The sequence below is a fragment of the Rhizorhabdus sp. P4_G6 genome, from assembly GCF_056401045.1.
Map to the genome: position 1 here is coordinate 52,094 of NZ_JBFUKC010000004.1, position 16,521 is coordinate 68,614.

16 protein-coding genes are annotated in these 16,521 nt (G+C 66.6%); 8 read left to right on the forward strand and 8 right to left on the reverse strand.

Features of this window, described 5'->3' with window-relative positions:
- Positions 1–4: 4 nt before the first annotated feature.
- The 3 genes from prsK (at position 5) to AC1DPF_RS06000 (ending at position 4,486) form a co-directional block, all read left to right on the forward strand.
- Positions 5–2,155: an XrtA/PEP-CTERM system histidine kinase PrsK gene (prsK, locus tag AC1DPF_RS05990; protein ID WP_477960240.1), complete on the forward strand. Its 2,151-nt coding sequence runs from the start codon at positions 5–7 to the stop codon at positions 2,153–2,155.
- Entirely contained in the window at positions 2,152–3,513 is a 1,362-nt protein-coding gene (gene prsR / locus AC1DPF_RS05995) for a PEP-CTERM-box response regulator transcription factor (RefSeq protein WP_477960242.1), read from the forward strand. Before prsK ends, prsR begins: the two co-directional genes overlap by 4 nt.
- A 151-nt stretch (positions 3,514–3,664) precedes the next feature.
- Positions 3,665–4,486 carry an ATP-binding protein gene (locus AC1DPF_RS06000; RefSeq protein ID WP_477868664.1) on the forward strand — a complete coding sequence of 274 codons (822 nt, stop codon included), beginning with the start codon at positions 3,665–3,667 and terminating at the stop codon, positions 4,484–4,486.
- A gap of 8 nt (positions 4,487–4,494) precedes the next feature.
- Here the strand turns inward: AC1DPF_RS06000 and AC1DPF_RS06005 are convergent, their stop codons facing one another.
- The 3 genes from AC1DPF_RS06005 to AC1DPF_RS06015 are packed head-to-tail and all read right to left on the reverse strand — an operon-like array spanning position 4,495 to position 6,937.
- Positions 4,495–5,928: a sensor histidine kinase gene (locus AC1DPF_RS06005; protein WP_477868662.1), complete on the reverse strand. Its 1,434-nt coding sequence runs from the start codon at positions 5,926–5,928 to the stop codon at positions 4,495–4,497.
- Positions 5,929–5,936: 8 nt separating this feature from the next.
- Positions 5,937–6,599 carry a response regulator transcription factor gene (locus AC1DPF_RS06010; RefSeq protein ID WP_477868660.1) on the reverse strand — a complete coding sequence of 221 codons (663 nt, stop codon included), beginning with the start codon at positions 6,597–6,599 and terminating at the stop codon, positions 5,937–5,939.
- Between the two features lie 35 nt (positions 6,600–6,634).
- A complete protein-coding gene (locus AC1DPF_RS06015) occupies positions 6,635–6,937 on the reverse strand; it encodes a PepSY domain-containing protein (RefSeq protein WP_477868658.1) in 303 nt (100 codons plus the stop codon).
- A gap of 119 nt (positions 6,938–7,056) precedes the next feature.
- Here AC1DPF_RS06015 and AC1DPF_RS06020 point away from each other — a divergent pair, with 119 nt between their 5' ends.
- Positions 7,057–8,832 carry an ABC-F family ATP-binding cassette domain-containing protein gene (locus tag AC1DPF_RS06020; RefSeq protein WP_477960244.1) on the forward strand — a complete coding sequence of 592 codons (1,776 nt, stop codon included), beginning with the start codon at positions 7,057–7,059 and terminating at the stop codon, positions 8,830–8,832.
- A 195-nt stretch (positions 8,833–9,027) separates the two neighbouring features.
- On the opposite strand, the gene AC1DPF_RS06025 is transcribed toward AC1DPF_RS06020, so the two are convergent.
- A complete protein-coding gene (locus AC1DPF_RS06025; RefSeq protein WP_477868654.1) occupies positions 9,028–9,309 on the reverse strand; it encodes a chorismate mutase in 282 nt (93 codons plus the stop codon).
- A 148-nt stretch (positions 9,310–9,457) separates the two neighbouring features.
- On the opposite strand from AC1DPF_RS06025, the gene AC1DPF_RS06030 reads away from it, so the two are divergent.
- The 3 genes from AC1DPF_RS06030 (at position 9,458) to AC1DPF_RS06040 (ending at position 13,335) form a co-directional block, all read left to right on the forward strand.
- The gene (locus tag AC1DPF_RS06030) at positions 9,458–10,471 is read left to right on the forward strand and encodes a polyprenyl synthetase family protein (protein WP_477868652.1); all 1,014 of its coding nucleotides are present in this window, start codon (positions 9,458–9,460) and stop codon (positions 10,469–10,471) included.
- A 59-nt stretch (positions 10,472–10,530) separates the two neighbouring features.
- The gene (gene hrpB, locus AC1DPF_RS06035) at positions 10,531–12,972 is read left to right on the forward strand and encodes an ATP-dependent helicase HrpB (RefSeq protein WP_477960248.1); all 2,442 of its coding nucleotides are present in this window, start codon (positions 10,531–10,533) and stop codon (positions 12,970–12,972) included.
- A gap of 63 nt (positions 12,973–13,035) precedes the next feature.
- A complete protein-coding gene (locus tag AC1DPF_RS06040; RefSeq protein ID WP_477868648.1) occupies positions 13,036–13,335 on the forward strand; it encodes an ETC complex I subunit in 300 nt (99 codons plus the stop codon).
- On the opposite strand, the gene AC1DPF_RS06045 is transcribed toward AC1DPF_RS06040, so the two are convergent.
- From AC1DPF_RS06045 to AC1DPF_RS06060, 4 genes are read right to left on the reverse strand one after another with little or no spacing between them, the layout of a single operon-like run.
- Complete coding sequence (locus tag AC1DPF_RS06045) at positions 13,325–13,837, reverse strand: NUDIX hydrolase (protein WP_477869262.1); 513 nt, start codon at positions 13,835–13,837, stop codon at positions 13,325–13,327. The genes AC1DPF_RS06040 and AC1DPF_RS06045 overlap by 11 nt on opposite strands.
- A gap of 2 nt (positions 13,838–13,839) precedes the next feature.
- Positions 13,840–14,517 carry a TPM domain-containing protein gene (locus AC1DPF_RS06050; protein ID WP_477960250.1) on the reverse strand — a complete coding sequence of 226 codons (678 nt, stop codon included), beginning with the start codon at positions 14,515–14,517 and terminating at the stop codon, positions 13,840–13,842.
- On the reverse strand, positions 14,517–15,296 hold the full coding sequence (locus AC1DPF_RS06055; RefSeq protein ID WP_477960398.1) for a TPM domain-containing protein: 780 nt from the start codon (positions 15,294–15,296) through the stop codon (positions 14,517–14,519). Before AC1DPF_RS06055 ends, AC1DPF_RS06050 begins: the two co-directional genes overlap by 1 nt.
- Before the next feature lie 56 nt (positions 15,297–15,352).
- Positions 15,353–15,946, reverse strand: a complete 594-nt coding sequence (locus AC1DPF_RS06060; protein ID WP_477868644.1) for a LemA family protein — start codon at positions 15,944–15,946, stop codon at positions 15,353–15,355.
- 145 nt (positions 15,947–16,091) lie between these two features.
- Between AC1DPF_RS06060 and mscL the strand changes: the two genes are divergently transcribed.
- Positions 16,092–16,520, forward strand: coding sequence for a large conductance mechanosensitive channel protein MscL (gene mscL, locus AC1DPF_RS06065; protein ID WP_477868642.1), 429 nt, complete (start codon positions 16,092–16,094; stop codon positions 16,518–16,520).
- The last annotated feature ends 1 nt before the right edge of the window (position 16,521 follow it).

Consider the following 16,521-nt stretch of genomic DNA (forward strand, 5'->3'; position numbering starts at 1 on the left):
CCGAATGGCGCGGGGACTCGAAGCCGCGATGCTGGCCAGTCAGGTCGAGCTTTCTCCCGCCTATACCACAACCCTGCCCGAACCGATCATCCAGGCCGCCACGATGTGGGGCCACGCGCTGGCGGCGTTCATGTTCGCGGCCCTGGTCGGCTGGCTGGCGACTGTCCGAACGGGCGGATCGCGCCGGATCGCGCTGACCCTGGCATGCGGGCTCACGGCGCTCTGGTGTGCGCTGGTCGCCACCAGCGGCGCGGGCGGCGTCGCGTCGAGCGTCACCAAGAGCCTGGCCGATGCGGCCTGGGTCGGCTTCCTGTTCGCGCTCCAGCCGACGCTAGGCGCAGGAAAGCGGCGGCCGGCCGTTCTGGCGCTCTACGTTCTGCTTGCCACGCTGATCCTGACATCGGTGGTGATCAAGCTGCTGCCGCTGCTATTCTCCGGCAGCCCGCGCATTCAGGAAGGGCTGTTCCTGTCGGGGCAGGCCATGCGCATCGCGATCGCCATTGGCGCATTGTGCCTGCTGCACAATCTCTACACTGCGGCATCGCCGGAAGCGCGATGGGGACTCGGCTCGCCGATGCTGGCGCTCGCCGTCATGTGGGCGTTCGACCTCAACCTGGCGACCGTGGCCTATCTCCTGGACGGCTGGCCGAAGGGGCTGTTCGCGCTGCGCGGCCTCGTGATGGTGCTGATCGCGCCGATGCTGGTGTCGGTGAGCCGGCTGGCCACCCTCAATCGCATTCGGGCATCGCGCAGCGCCAGCTTCCAGACCGTGGTCCTCGTGGTCAGTGGCGGCTATCTGGCCGCGATGGTCCTGTTAGCGCGGCTGCTGGCCGTGGGCGGGCATGTCGAGCGCCTGCCCCAGCTCACGATCGCCTTCGCGTTCGCCACCTTTGCGCTGTCGCTGTTTCCTTCCACCCGGTTCCGGGAGCGGTTCAAGAAGGAGATCGGGCGCCACCTGTTCCAGCACCGCTATGATTACCGCCTTGAATGGCGCCGGTTCACGGAAACCGTGGGCCAGCCCGGCGAGGCGGCCCCTGCGCTGGCGGAACGGACGGTCAAGGCGATCGCCGATATATTCGATTGTCCCGGCGGCTTGTTGATGCTGCGGAGTCCCGATGGCGGGCTGGAGGCCTCGGCGCGATGGAACTGGCAATCGCTCGATGCACCGCAGGTGGCGGCGGGCGCGGACCTCGCCGCGCACCTCGAAGCCGAGGGCGAGGTGATCGAACTCGAACAGATGCGCGCTGGCGAAACGTCTTTGGTGCTGCCGCTCGTGCCCGAATGGATGGTGGCGGAGGAGCAGGGCTGGACGCTGGTGCCGCTGATCCATTTCGACCGTCTGGTCGGCGCTGCACTCCTCGAGCGCCCGCTCGAACCGCGGCTGCTGGACGACGAGGATCATGATCTGCTGAGGGTGGCGGGGCGGCAGGTGGCGAGCTATCTAGCCGAAGCCCGCGGACAGGAGGCGCTTTCCGATGCCCGGCGTTTCGACGAATTCAACCGGCGCTTTGCGTTCATCATGCACGACATCAAGAATTTGGTGAGCCAGCTTAGCCTGCTCGCGCGCAATGCCGAGCGCCATGCCGACAAGCCAGAATTCCGGGCCGACATGATCGACACGCTGAAAAACTCGGTCGGCAAGATGAACGACCTGCTGGCGCGCCTGTCGCAGCATCACCGCTCGCAGCCCGACGAGCCGGCGCCCTGGTCGCTGCGCGAACTCGCCGAAGAGCTGCTACGCGAGCGCACCAACAGCTATCCGGTGCGGATCAACGCGCGCGACGAGGTGATGGCGATGGTCGATCCCGACCGCTTCGAGCAGGCGCTCAGCCATATCCTCCAGAATGCGATCGATGCCAGTCCGAGGGGCGAACCGATCGACCTGATCATCGGGCGCCGCGGGCTGGAGGCCATAGTCGAGGTCGTCGATCGCGGCTGCGGCATGTCGGCGGAGTTCATCCGGTCGCGGCTGTTCCACCCCTTTTCGTCCACCAAGCAGGGCGGCTTCGGCATCGGCGCCTTCGAGGCGCGCTCGATCATCGCGGGCATGGGCGGACGGCTCGAGGTGCAAAGCCGCGAAGGCCAGGGTAGCCGCTTTACCATCGCCCTCCCGCTGGCGGCGCTGTTCGGCGGCAGGATCGGCGCAACAGCATGAGCAACGCCGCAAAGCCCCGCCTGCTGATCGTCGAGGACGATGAAGGCCTGCAGAAGCAGCTGCGCTGGGCCTATGAGGATTATGAGGTGATCTCGGCCACCAGCCGCGCGGCGGCGATCGATGCGCTACGCCATTACGAGCCGGCCGTGGTGACACTCGATCTCGGCCTGCCGCCCGATCCCGACGGCACCACCGAGGGCTTCGCCACGCTCGACGAGATCCTTGCGCTCAAGCCCGATACCAAGGTGATTGTCGCGTCCGGCCATGGCGCACGCGAAGGCGCGCTGCGCGCCGTGGCCGCTGGCGCCTATGATTATTATCATAAGCCGGTCGACATCGACGAGCTGGGCCTGATCGTCGCGCGCGCCTTCCAGCTCCACGAGCTCGAGCAGGAAAATGCCCGGCTCCAGGCGCAGGGCGACGGCGCGGCCCTGGACGGCGGCCTGATCACCAACGACCCGGCGATGCTGAAGGTCGCCCGCACGATCGAGCGGGTTGCGACCAGCGACGTCTCGATCATGCTGCTCGGCGCGAGCGGCACCGGAAAGGAAGTGCTTGCGCGCGGCCTGCATCGCGCAAGCAAGCGCCGCGACGGCAATTTCGTCGCGATCAACTGCGCCGCCATCCCCGAAAATCTGCTGGAAGCCGAGTTGTTCGGTTATGAGAAGGGTGCCTTCACCGGAGCGATCAAGACCACCGAAGGCAAGATCGAGCAGGCGCAGTGCGGCACCCTGTTCCTCGACGAGGTCGGCGATATCCCGCTGCCGCTCCAGGTGAAGCTGCTGCGCTTCCTGCAAGAGCGGGTGATCGAGCGGATCGGCAGCCGCAAGCCGATTCCTGTCGACACGCGGATCGTCTGCGCGACCCATCAGGATCTCGACGCGATGATCGCGGCGGCGCGCTTCCGCGAGGACCTCTATTATCGGCTTGCCGAAATCGTGGTGCGTATCCCTTCGCTCGCCGAGCGACCCGGCGACGCGCTGCTGATCGCACGCATGCTGGTCAAGAAGCTCGCGCGCGACATGGGTTCGCCGGTTCGCGGCTTCGCCCCCGATGCGCTGGCGGCAATCGATGGCTGGCGCTGGCCCGGCAATGTCCGCGAGCTGGAGAACAAGCTCAAGCGCGCGGTGATCATGGCCGACGGCAAGCTGATCACGGCCGAGGATCTCGACCTGCTGCCCGAGCGCGACGATGGCGGCTTCCTCAACCTGAAGGCGGTTCGCGAGGTCGCCGACCGCACCGCGATCACGCGGGCGCTGGCGCGCAGCGAGGGCAATATCTCGAGTGCGGCGAAGATGCTGGGGATCAGCCGGCCGACGCTCTACGACCTGCTCAAGCACTATAGGATCGAGGCGTAGCCTTTAGATCCGTTAATGGATCGGTGGAATGGCGCGTGGAAACAGACATGGATGCCAGCCTTCGCTGGCATGACGGAACAGGAGAGGGTCGGGGCCGACAAAATCCCGCGCGGGCTGGCATGACGAAACCGGTTGGATTATCCGCACCGTCATGACCGACCCCACCCTCGCCCGTATCGCCGACGCGCTCGAACGCCTTGCGCCGCCCCCCGCACCGCATGCCGATCCCGCCGCGCATGCCGCCTATGTATGGCGCGACGGGGGACTCGCAGCGGCGCGCGCCTTCGCGCCGCTGCCGCTCGACCTGCTGACCGGCATCGACGCGCAAAAGGCGGCGCTGGTCGACAATGCGCGGCGTCTCGCCCGCGGCGCCGCCGCGCATGACGTGCTGCTCTGGGGCGCGCGCGGGTCCGGCAAGTCGGCGCTGGTCAAGTCCGCCGTCGCGGAGCTGCGGGCCGAGGGGCACGACATCGCGCTCATCGAAGTGGCGGGTGAAAAGGTCGAGATGCTGCCCCGGCTGTTCGCCGCGATTGCCGACGTGCCGCGTGCCTTCGTCCTGTTCCTCGACGATCTCGGCTTCGACGATGCGTCGGGCGGACAAGGACCACGGCTGCTGCGCTCGATGCTCGAAGGCGGCGCCGAGGCACGACCCGGCAACGCCAGGCTCCATGTCACCGCGAATCGTCGCCATATCGTCTCGCGCGACCTGAAGGAGCAGGACAGCCCGATCAACCCGCGCGACGTGGTCGACGACAAGCTTGCGCTAGGGGACCGCTTCGGCCTGTCGCTCGGCTTCCACGTCTGTGACCAGGACACTTATGTTGCGATGGTGGCGGGCTATGCGGCCCGCTTCGGGCTGGAATTCCAGCCGCTCGACGCGATCGCCTGGGCGACGCAGCGGGGGAGTCGCTCGGGTCGGGTGGCATGGCAATATGTGGTCGAACTCGCGGGGCGAGCGGGCAAGGCCTTGTAGAGCCGGCGCTAGCTTGCCGCCGGTAGCCTCACCCGAACCAGCAGCCCGCCGAGATCCTCGCTCTCCTCCAGGCCGATCGTGCCGCCATAGATGCCGACGACGTCGCGCACGATGGCGAGGCCGAGGCCCGTGCCGGGCTTGCCGGTGTCGAGCCGCGCGCCGCGTTCGAACAGCCTGTTGCGCTCGGCCGGCGGGATGCCGGGTCCGTCATCCTCGATCAGGATCTCGACGAAATCGATCTTGCGCGACACCGCGATGTTCGAGATTTCGCGGACCACGGTCACGAAGACCCGACCCTGGCCATATTTGGCGGCATTCTCGATCAGGTTGCCGAGAATCTCATCAAGATCCTGCCGCTCGACATGGACCACCGCCTTCTGGTCGCCGACCATGTCGACCGTGACGTGGCGGTGCATCCGCGCCATCGCGCGCTCGACCGCCTTGAGCGACGGCCACACCTCCGAACGAGCCTGCGCATTGGCGCGGCGGCCGACCGCGCGGGCCCGCGCAAGATGATGATCGACCTGGCGGCGCATGTCGGCGGTGGTGCGCACCACCGTCTCGGCCAGCTCGGCGCTGCCGGCGGTCGCCTCGTTCATCAGCACGGTCAGCGGCGTCTTGAGCGCATGGGCGAGGTTGCCGGCATGGCGCCGCGCCTCCTCCGCCTGCCGCTCGTTATGCGCGAGCAGCTCGTTGAGTTCCTCGACCAGCGGGCGAACCTCGTTGGGAAGCTTGGCGTCGATCCGCGCGCTGGCGCCCGAGCCGACCGCCGCCACGGCCCGGCGCAGGCTGCGCAGCGGCCACAGGCCATAGGTCGCCTGCAGCGCGGCCAGGATGAGCAGTCCGAGCCCGAGGATCGCGAAGGAGCGGACCAGTGTCCGCCGGAGCACCGCGATCTGATCGTTGAGGTTGGCGCGACTGGCGGCGACCTGGAATCGCCATTCGGTCGATGAGCCGGGAAGCCGAACCTCCCGGTCCAGAATGCGCAGCGGCTCGCCGTCGAACTCGTCGCTGTCGGCGACGTGGAGCTGCTGGCCGGCGTGATCTCGCTGCTGGAGCAATGCGCGGTCCCAAAGCGAGCGCGAGCGGAACGGCTCATGGCCAGGGCCGGACACCTGCCAGTACAGGCCGGAATAGGGTTCCAGGAAGCGCTGGTCGCCCAGCGGGCGGTTGAACCGGACCTCGCTATCGGGGCCGATCTCGGCCGATGCGATCATCGCGTTGAGGACATATTCGAGCTGGGCGTCGAAATTGCGCGTAATCGCCTCGCTCAGCACCCGATCGAGCGCGAAGCCGCCCGCGACCAGCAAGACGCTGATCCACAGCGCTGCGATCGAAATCATCCGCCCGGTCAGCGAACCGGTCGAGTGGGTCTCGCTGTGGTGACGCCGCCTGGAGAACCAGCCGCGCACCGCCGCAAACCGACGCTTAAGCGGCGTCATGACCAGCCTTAGGCCGGATCATCCAGCGAATAGCCGAGCCCGCGGATCGTCGTGATCACATCCTGGCCGAGCTTCTTTCTTATCCGTGTGACGAACACCTCGATGGTGTTCGAATCACGGTCGAAATCCTGGTCGTAGATATGCTCGATCAGCTCGGTGCGGCTGACCACCTTGCCCTTGTGATGGAGCAGATAGCTGAGCAGCTTATACTCCTGCGCCGTCAGCTTCACCGGTTCGCCCGCGAGCGTTACCTTGCCGCTGCGCGTGTCGAGGCGGACATCGCCCGCGGTCAGTTCCGACGATGCATTGCCCGAAGCGCGGCGGATCAGCGCCCGCAACCGCGCGATCAACTCTTCGGTCTGGAACGGCTTTGCGAGATAATCGTCGGCACCGGCATCGAGCCCGGCGACCTTGTCCGACCAGCTGTCGCGCGCCGTCAGCACCAGCACCGGCGTATCCCTGCCCTCGCGCCGCCATCGGTCCAGCACCGTCAACCCGTCGACCTCGGGCAAGCCAAGATCGAGGATGATCGCGTCATAATTCTCGGTGGAGCCCAGAAAATGCCCATCCTCGCCATCGGTGGCGAGATCGATCGCATAGCCGGCGCCTTCGAGCGTCGCCCGCAATTGCCGGCCGAGATTCGGTTCATCCTCGACGATCAGGACGCGCATATATTCCCCTTTTCAGGCGCCTTGGCAGGTGCCGCTTATTGACCGACGCGGCCCAGTTCGCGTCCGGTGCGGCCGTCCATGTCCATCCATATCACCGATCCGCCCCGCTGAAACTTGAAACGGTAGCGTCCTGTTCCCGGATCGAACTCCGAACCGATCATTTGGCCATCGACCCGGCCCTGCGCGCGCGCGCGCATCTCCTGATAGGGCAGGAGCTCGCCCGAGCGCACACCGTTGCGCAAAGCATCCTGTTCAGGCGAGCGATTGCGATCCGCCGAGACCGGCGCGCTGGCGAGAAAGAAGATCGCCAGACACATGGCGGCAAGGGGGTTACGCATTGACATGGGGTATTGGCATAGGGTCTGGGGCTTGAATAGGGCATGAATGTTCGTGCTTTAGCGAAAACTGGCAACCTGTTGCCGATCGAAGACACCCCAGAACAGGCCCCCGACGGCTTATGCCCGCACCTATACTCGCCTATCAGAATCTCGGCCTCGTGCAGGGCAGCGGCTGGCTGTTTCGCGGGCTCGACCTCTATGTCGCGCCACGCGACCGGCTCGCGCTGATCGGCCGCAACGGCGCCGGCAAGACCACCTTGCTCAAACTCCTGGCCGGCACGATCGAGGCCGACGAGGGGCTCCGCACCATCGTGCCGGGCTCGCGCGTGGTGCTGCTTGAGCAGGAACCGTCGATGGCGGGCCACACGACGCTGCGTGATTTCGCAATGGCAGGCCCCGACGCGCCGGCGCTGCACGAGGTCGAGGCGATTGCCGACCAGATCGGCATCGATCTGTCGCGCGAGGCGGCAAGCGCCAGCGGTGGCGAACGCCGCCGCGCCGCGATTGCCCGCGCGCTGGCGATGGAGCCGGACGTGCTGCTGCTCGACGAGCCGACCAATCATCTCGATCTCGCCGCGATCGAATGGCTGGAGGGCTGGCTCGGCCGCTTTACCGGCGCGTTCATCGCGATCAGCCATGACCGGACCTTCCTGACTCGGCTGACCCGCCAGACCCTGTGGCTCGACCGCGGCGCGATCCGCCGCCACGAGGTCGGCTTCGGAGGATTCGAAGCGTGGACCGAGCGCGTCTATGAGGAGGAAGCGCGCAACGCCGAGCGGCTCGACGCCAAGCTCAAGATCGAGGAGCATTGGAAGCTGCGCGGCGTCACGGCGCGGCGGCGGCGCAACCAGGGACGGCTCACCAAGCTCTACGAGATGCGCGAGCAGCGCAAGGCGATGCTCGGCCCGCCCGGCACCGCCCGGCTCGCCATCGCCGTCGACGACGTGAAGACGAAGGTTGTCATCGATGCCGAGCATGTCACCAAGCGTTTCGAAGCGCGCACCATCATCAAGGATTTCAGCTTCCGCGTGACGCGCGGCGATCGAATCGGCGTGGTCGGCGCGAACGGCACCGGCAAGTCGACCCTGCTCAAGCTGCTGACCGGGGAGCTGGTGCCCGATGAAGGGCGGATCAAGCTGTCGAAGACCCTGAACGGCATCGTCATCGATCAGCAGCGCAAGCTGATGGCTCCCGACAAGCGGGTCCGCGACGTGCTCGCCGATGGCGGCGACTGGATCGATGTCCAGGGCGTCCGGAAGCATGTCCACGGCTATCTCAAGGAATTTCTGTTCGAGCCCTCCATCGCGGAAGCCAAGATCGGCACGCTGTCCGGCGGCGAACGCTCTCGCGTCCTGCTGGCGCGCGAGTTCGCCCGCCCGTCGAACCTGCTGGTGCTCGACGAGCCGACCAACGATCTCGACCTCGAGACGCTCGATCTGCTCCAGGAGGTTATCTCGGATTATGAGGGCACCGTCCTGATCGTCAGCCACGATCGCGACTTCCTCGACCGGACGGTGACGGTGACCCTTGGTCTCGACGGCTCGGGCAAGGTCGACATCGTGGCCGGCGGCTATGAGGACTGGGAGCGGCAGCGGACCGGCCGCAGCGAACCGAAGCGCGCCGCAGCGCCGAAGGCGGAGCCGCCGGCTCCGGCAAAGGCGAGGACGAAGCTGAGCTACAAGGACCAGCGCGACCTCGAACTGCTGCCGGTCGAGATCGAAAAGCTGGAGGCGGCGATCATGCGCGACGAGGCAGCGCTGGCCGATCCTGATCTCTATGCCAAGAACCCGAAAAAGTTCGACGCGCTGATGCAGGCGATCGAAGCGGCACGGACGAAGAAGGAAGAAGCCGAGCTGCGCTGGCTGGAACTGGCCGAGATGGCTGACAGTTTATAGCCCTCAAACGTCAGGCCCAGGACGTCCGCCCTGCTTGGCTTCCTCGCATAAGCTCGGGCCGCTTTTCGCGGCTTCTCGGCTCCGCCTCCACCACCGCAAAGCTCCAGTGGTTCGAAGAGGCAAGCGCGTGCAGCGCGTCCGAGCATAGCGAGGCAAGCCAAGTCGCGGATGCGACCGCCGGCGTCTGAGGCTAAACTAAATACCCTTCGCCTGGCGATGATGGTGAATCACCTCGTCGATGATGAAGCGCAGGAATTTCTCGGAAAAGTCCGGATCGAGATTGGCGCTCTTGGCCAGCGTGCGCAGCCGCTCGATCTGGATTTTCTCGCGGGCGGGATCGGCAGGAGGCAGGCCGGTGGTGGCCTTATATTCGCCGACCGCCTTGGTGACCTTGAAGCGCTCCGCCAGCATGAAGATCAGCGCCGCATCGATGTTGTCGATGCTTTCCCGGTAGCGATTCAGGATATCGTCTGTCATGCCGCCGCCCCTCGCTATTGCTGCTTGCGTCTAATGTTGATCGGGGCCGGGCTTGGCAAGCACGGAGTTTGATCCGCAACGGCTCGAAAGTCCTGTTCATATCGCCGCCATATTGCCTTTCCCGCGATCGGGGCTCATGGGCTGGCCCATGACTGCTACCGTCACCCCGATCCGCCGCGCGTCGACGCCCTCGCTTGATCCGATCATGGCCCTGGTCGCTTCCGACATGAACGCCGTGAACAGCGTCATTCTGGCGCGAATGCAATCGGACGTGCCGCTCATCCCCGAGCTGGCTGGCCATCTGATCGCCGGCGGCGGCAAGCGGATGCGGCCGATGCTGACCCTCGCCTGCGCGAAGCTGCTCGATTATAGCGGCGAGCGGCACCACAAGCTGGCCGCCACCGTCGAGTTCATCCACACCGCCACCCTGCTGCACGACGATGTCGTCGACCAGTCGGGCCTGCGCCGCGGGCGCAGCACCGCTAATATGATCTGGGGCAATGCCGCCAGCGTCCTCGTCGGCGATTTCCTTTTCAGCCGGTCGTTCGAGCTGATGGTGGAGGATGGATCGCTCAGGGTGCTGCGCATCCTCTCCAATGCTTCTGCGGTTATTGCGGAGGGCGAGGTCAACCAGCTGACGGCGCAACGCCGGATCGATACCAGCGAAGAACGCTATCTCGAAATCATCACCGCCAAGACCGCGATCCTGTTTGCCGCTGCCTGCCGCATCGCCGCGGTGGTGGCGGAGCGCGAACCCGCGATCGAGGAGGCGCTCGACCAATATGGCCGCCACCTCGGCATCGCCTTCCAGCTGGTCGACGATGTGATCGATTATGTCTCCGACGGTGCGACGATGGGCAAGGACGCCGGTGACGATTTCCGCGACGGCAAGGTGACCTTGCCGGTGATCCTGGCCTTCGCCCGCGCCGGCGCCGTCGATCGCGAATTCCTGCGCGAGGCGATCGAGGGCTTGCGCAACGAGGACGAGGATCTGGTCCGGGCGACGGCGATCCTGCGCGAAACCGGAGCGTTGGCCGACACGGCGGCGCGTGCGCGCCATTATTCGCAGCGCGCCATCGACGCGCTGGCGCGCTTCCCGAATGGCCTGGCCAAGTCCGCGCTGGTCGAGGCCGCCCAGTTCGCGGTGTCGCGCGCCTATTGAACTCTCCTTCCGGCGCGCGCCGGGATGACGGATCGCTGCAAGTCTGCCACACCTCCGCCATGTTGCCGATCGACGCCGTCCTGCCCGATCTCATTGCCGCGCTCGCCGTGCAGTCCAATGCGGTGCTGGTCGCGCCGCCGGGCGCGGGCAAGACCACCGCCGTGGCGCCGGCGCTGGTGGGTCAGGTCTGGTGCGACGGACAGATCCTGCTGCTGTCCCCACGCCGCCTCGCCGCCCGCGCCGCTGCCGAGCGCATGGCCGAGCTCGCCGGGGAGCCGGTCGGCAAGTCGGTCGGCTATGCCACCCGGCTCGACAGCAAACAGTCGGCGGCGACGCGGATCATGGTCGTCACCGAGGGGATTTTCGTCAACCGCATCCAGGCCGATCCCGATTTGCCCGGCGTGTCGGCGGTGCTGTTCGACGAAGTGCACGAACGCAGCCTCGACAGCGATTTCGGCCTGGCGCTGGCGCTGGATGCCCAGGCGGCGCTGCGGCCCGACCTCCGCATCGTCGCGATGTCGGCGACGCTCGATGGCGGACGGTTCGCCGATCTTCTCGGCGGTGCGCCGCTGATCGAGAGCGAAGGCCGGGCTTTTCCGATCGAACTCCGCCACATCGCCCGATCGGCCGAGAAGCGGATCGAGGACGAGATGGCGGCGGCGATCCGCCGTGCACTGGCCGAAGAGAGCGGAAGCCTGCTGGCCTTCCTGCCGGGTGTCGCCGAAATCGAGCGCACGGCCGAGCGGCTGATCGGCCTGCCCGAGGACCTGGTTCTTCACCGGCTGCACGGATCGCTCGATCCTGCCGAGCAGCGGGCTGCGATCGCGCCATCGCCGCCGGGTATGCGCAAGCTTGTGCTCGCCACCTCGATCGCCGAGACCAGCGTCACCATCGACGGCCTGCGAATCGTCGTCGATTCGGGACTTGCCCGGCGGCCGCGCTATGATCGCGCTGCCGGGATGACCCGGCTGGTCACCGAGCGCGCGAGCCAGGCATCGGTGACGCAGCGCGCCGGCCGCGCTGGGCGGCAGCAGCCGGGCGTGGTCTATCGCCTGTGGGAAGCAGCGGCCACGGCGGGGTTGCCGCGCTTCGATCCGCCCGAAATACTGGAGACCGATCTGTCCGCCCTGACGCTGGACTGCGCGCTGTGGGGCGTCGCCGATCCGGCGACGCTGCGCTGGCTCGATCCGCCGCCGCCTGCCGCGATCGGCGAGGCGCGCGAGCGGCTGGCCCGGCTCGAGGCGATCGACGCCGACGGCCGGCCTACGCCGCATGGCAAGGCGATAGCCGGCCTGCCATTATCGCCCCGACTGGGCCATATGATGATCCGGGCCGGCGAGCAGGGCTTTGCCGAGACGGCGGCGGAAGTGGCCGTGCTGCTGTCGGAGCGCGGACTTGGCGGCCAGGACGCCGATCTCGAGCTGCGGCTGCGGCGCTGGCGCAGCGAGCGCGGCAAGCGCGCCGAAGGGGCACGGCAGCTGGCGGGACGCTGGGCACGGCTCGTCGGCCAGCGCGGTCGCGACGACTCGATGATAGCCGCGGCGGTGGCGCTGGCCTATCCGGATCGCGTCGCCAAGCGCCGCTCCGCGTCAGGAGAAGACTGGATATCCAGCGGTGGGCGGGGCTTCCGGCTCGATCCGACATCGCCGCTCGCGCGCAACGACTGGCTGGCGGTGGCGGAAATCCAGGGTGCGGCGTCGGGTGCGAGGATATTGTCGGCGGCGCCGATCTCCGCGGCGGAGGTCGAGAGGCTGTTCGCTGATCGCATCGAGATCAGCCGCACCGCCCGCTTCGATCCCGCGACGGGAGCGGTCGAGGCAAGGCGCGAGCGCCGGCTCGGTGCGATCGTGCTCGCCTCGGGCCGCGACGAGAGTACCTCCCCCGCCATGATCAGCGCGGCCTTGCTCGATGCGGTGCGCACGCGCGGGCTCGAACTGATCGAGTGGCCCGAGGGCGTGACGGCGCTGCGAGCGAGGGCGGCCTTCGCGGCGGATCATGGCGGCGACGTGCCTGACCTGTCGGACGCCACCCTGATCCTGACCCTCGACGATTGGCTCGCGCCATTGGTCGAGGGCAAGCGACGGCTTACGGACATTTCTGCCGCCAGCCTGTCGCATGCGCTCCACGATCTGCTCGGTTGGGATGGACGGCAGGCGCTCGATCGGCTCGCGCCAGAGCATCTTGTGTCGCCGGCCGGCAGCCGTCATCCGATCGACTATGCGGCGGAAGGAGGTCCGGCGGTCGAGATCCGCCCGCAAGCGCTGTTCGGCCTGTCTTCACATCCGATGGTGGGCGGCGGAAGCGTGCCGCTCACCTTGCGACTGACCTCGCCGGCCGGGCGGCCGATCCAGACGACCAAGGACCTGCCCGGCTTCTGGTCCGGCAGCTGGACCGCCGTCGCCAAGGAAATGCGCGGCCGCTATCCCCGGCACCCATGGCCGGACGATCCGGCGGGGGCCGATCCGACGCTCAGGACGAAGAAGGCGATGCAGCGGTCTTGACGAGCGTCGCTGCGCTGCGGCAAGGCTCTCTCGCATATATCAACGCCGTTCGGGACAATCCACATGGCGCATGCGCGCATCTATCAGCTCACCAAGAATGCGATGCAGTCCGGCCGTGCCCGGACAGATAGCTGGATTCTCGAATATGAGCCGACCGAAGCCAAGCGCGCCGATCCGCTGACCGGGTGGACCGGGTCGGGCGACACCCGCGGACAGGTCAAGCTGGCCTTCCCGACATTGGACGCTGCGCGCGCCTATGCCGAACGGGAGGGCCTGACCGCCCATGTCGTTGCTGGTGGGGCGCGGACGCTCAAGCTGCAGGCTTATGCCGACAATTTCCAGGTCGGGCCGATCAATCTTTAACTATACCGCCGCCCAGCAGCAGTAGCAGCTTCACGTCCATCATCTTGCCCAGCGCACGCTGGCGCTCGAGAAAATCCGCAACCGCATCCAAGGCGACCCGGTGGACGATGATGTTCTCGCCCTCGACGCCGCCGCCGTCATGCACCCTCTCCAGCCCCGTCGCGCGAACCAGGGTGAAGGTCTCCGAAACCATCCCGGGTGACGACGCGAATTCACCGATCGCTTCGATTCGCGCGGGGCGGTAGCCGGTCTCCTCCTCCAGCTCGCGCGCGGCGGCGGTCTCCATCGCCTCGCCCGCGGTTTCGTCGCCGATCAGCCCGGCGGGCAGTTCGATGCAGTTCGCCTTGAGCGGCACGCGATATTGCTCGACCAGCAGGATGTGGCCGTCGTCGATCGCTACGATCACCGCGGCGCGGATGCCCCGGGCGCGGCCGACATATTCCCACTGGCCTTCGCGCTTTGCAGTGATGAAGCGGCCCTGCCACATCGTCTCGACTTGCATCGTCACAGGTAGATCATCCTGTTCGGCATCTCCTCGGGGTCGTTGCCGCTGTGTGGGAAATGCTCGGCAAGAACGTCGCCGATCGCGCTGACGGCCGCCGCCATCCCCTCGCCCGGCCGGTCTTCCTTGAGGTGATCGACCAGCAGCGCCATCGCCGCGCCCCAGGCTTCGGGCGCAACCTTCGCGACGATTGCCTCGTCTGCAACGATCTCGGCGCGGTGCTCGGCGATCGACAGGTACACCAACACCCCGGTACGACTGCGCGTGCGCCGCTCGGTCGATGCCTTGAACAGGGCGATAGCGCGGCTGCGCACGCGCCGCGTCTTGGTCTTGCCCGGCGTGAAGACCATGCGCAGCGGCCACCAGGCGATGATGAAGCGCGTGAACAGGAATTTGATCGTCGCGGCGAAGACCATAATGGTCAGCAGCTCGCGCGGCGTCCAGATGTGCCAGCCTCCGCTCAACCGGTCGATCAAGCCGACATAGACATCGGGGAAGGCGGCATAGACGGCCAGCGCGAACAAAGCGATCAGCGCCGCCCATACCAGCGGCACGTCGTTATAATTGTCCGAGCGTTCGGCAACGATCGTCGCGATCTCGGCGTCCGAACGGCTTTCGGCCTCGGTGACGGCCTGGGTGACGAGCTCGATGTCCTGTTCGTCGATGCTGATCTTCTGCATCACCAACTCCCCGACGATCCGCCGCCGCCGAACGAACCGCCGCCGCCCGAAAAGCCGCCGCCGCCCCAGCCGCCCCCGGAACCGCCGCCCCAGCCGCCGCCGCCTCCGCCCCAGCCGGGGCCCCAGAGGATGACCGGCCCGCCGCCGCGGCGATAGCGGCGACCACCACCGAAGCGGTTGGCGATGCTCGACCCGAAGATGAAGAGCAGCACGATTATCCAGAAGATCAGCGAGAGCGGCGGGCCGCTTTCCTGCTTCTGGCGGTCCTCGGCGACGAGCTTCGCGGCCTGCGCCCGGGCCTGGTCGGGCGGAAGCTGGAGGAGCTGCACCAGCGCGTTACTGCCGGCGAGAATACCGCCGGCCATGTCCTTGTCACGGAATCTGGGCAGGATGTTTCGCTGGATGATGACGCTCGACAAGGCGTCGGTGACGATCGGTTCGAGGCCGTAGCCGACCTCGATCCGCACCTTCCGCTCATTGGGCGCGACCAGGAGGAGCAGCCCGTCATTGGCCTTCTTGTCGCCGAGTCCCCATTTGCGGCCGAGCTGATAGCCATAATCCTCGATCGGGTAGCCCTGCAGGTCAGGGATCGTCGCAACCACCATCTGCCGGCCACTCTGCTGCTCAAGTTGCGCGAGCTTCGCGTCGAGCGCGGCGGCCTGATCGGGCTGGAGAAGGTGAGCGTTGTCGACGACGCGGCCGGTGAGCGCAGGAAAGCTCTGCGCGAAGGCGGGAGCGGTGAGGAGTGAGAGGAGGAGGAGCGCTACAAAAGCAACGATCCCCCTCCCCTTCGGGGGAGGGAGGAAAGATGCTGGGTGCAACACCGTCTCAGATCTCAAAAAGTGACGGTCGGCGCGTTGGCGGCACCTGCACTGGCTTCGAATGGCTGCAGTGGCTGGGCGCCATGAAACACCTTGGCGCCGATCGCGGTCGGGAAGGTGCGGATCAGCGTATTATAGCTGCGCACCGCTTCGTTATAATCGCGGCGGGCGATCGAAATTCTGTTCTCGGTGCCCTCAATCTGGCTCTGCAGCGCGAGGAACTGATCACTCGACTTGAGCTCGGGATAGGCCTCCGACACGGCGAGCAGGCGTCCCAGCGAGCCGCTGAGCTGCGCCTGGGCATCGGCAAAAGCCTTCACCTTGGCCGGATCCTGCAGGTCGGCGCCCGACAGCTGGATGCTGGTCGCGCGGGCGCGGGCGTTGGTGACATCGGTAAGCACCGACTTTTCCTGCGCCGCATAGCCCTTCACGGTGTTGACGAGGTTGGGAATGAGGTCGGCGCGGCGCTGATACTGGGTCTGGACATCCGCCCACTTCGCCTTGGCTTCCTCCTGCGCCGCCGGCACGCTGTTGATGCCGCAGCCACTGACGGCAATCGCAGCGACCGGAGCAAGCAGGGCGGCGGAGAAACGACGATCGATGGTCATCTGCTGGTCTTCCCTGAACCGACTATATCAATGCGCTACGTATTGCCGACGCGTAGGAGTTCAATGCCCGGCTTGACCTTTATTGCATGAAGGCGATGATCGCGTCACGGCCGAGCTGCTCGGACATGCGTAAGGAGAGCCTGACATGCTTAACGATTTCAAGGCCTTCATCAACAAGGGCAATGTCGTCGATCTGGCGGTGGCGGTGATCATCGGCGCGGCGTTCGGGCGTATCATCACCTCGCTGACCGACGACCTCATCATGCCCGTGATCGGCTATCTTACCGGCGGCCTCGATTTTTCGAGTCACTTTATCCGGCTCGGCGCGATCCCCGCCGATTTCGCGGGCTCGATCACCAGCTACGCCGATCTCAAGAAGGCCGGCGTGCCGCTGCTAGGCTTCGGCCAGTTCATCACCGTTACCGTCAATTTCCTGATCGTGGCGTTCATCGTGTTCCTGGCGGTGCGCGCAGTGCAGCGGCTCCAGCGGAAGCAGGAGGATGCGCCGGCGGCCCCAGCGGAGGAGGTTGTGCTTTTGCGCGAAATATTGGCGGAACTTAAGAGGAAGGACTGAT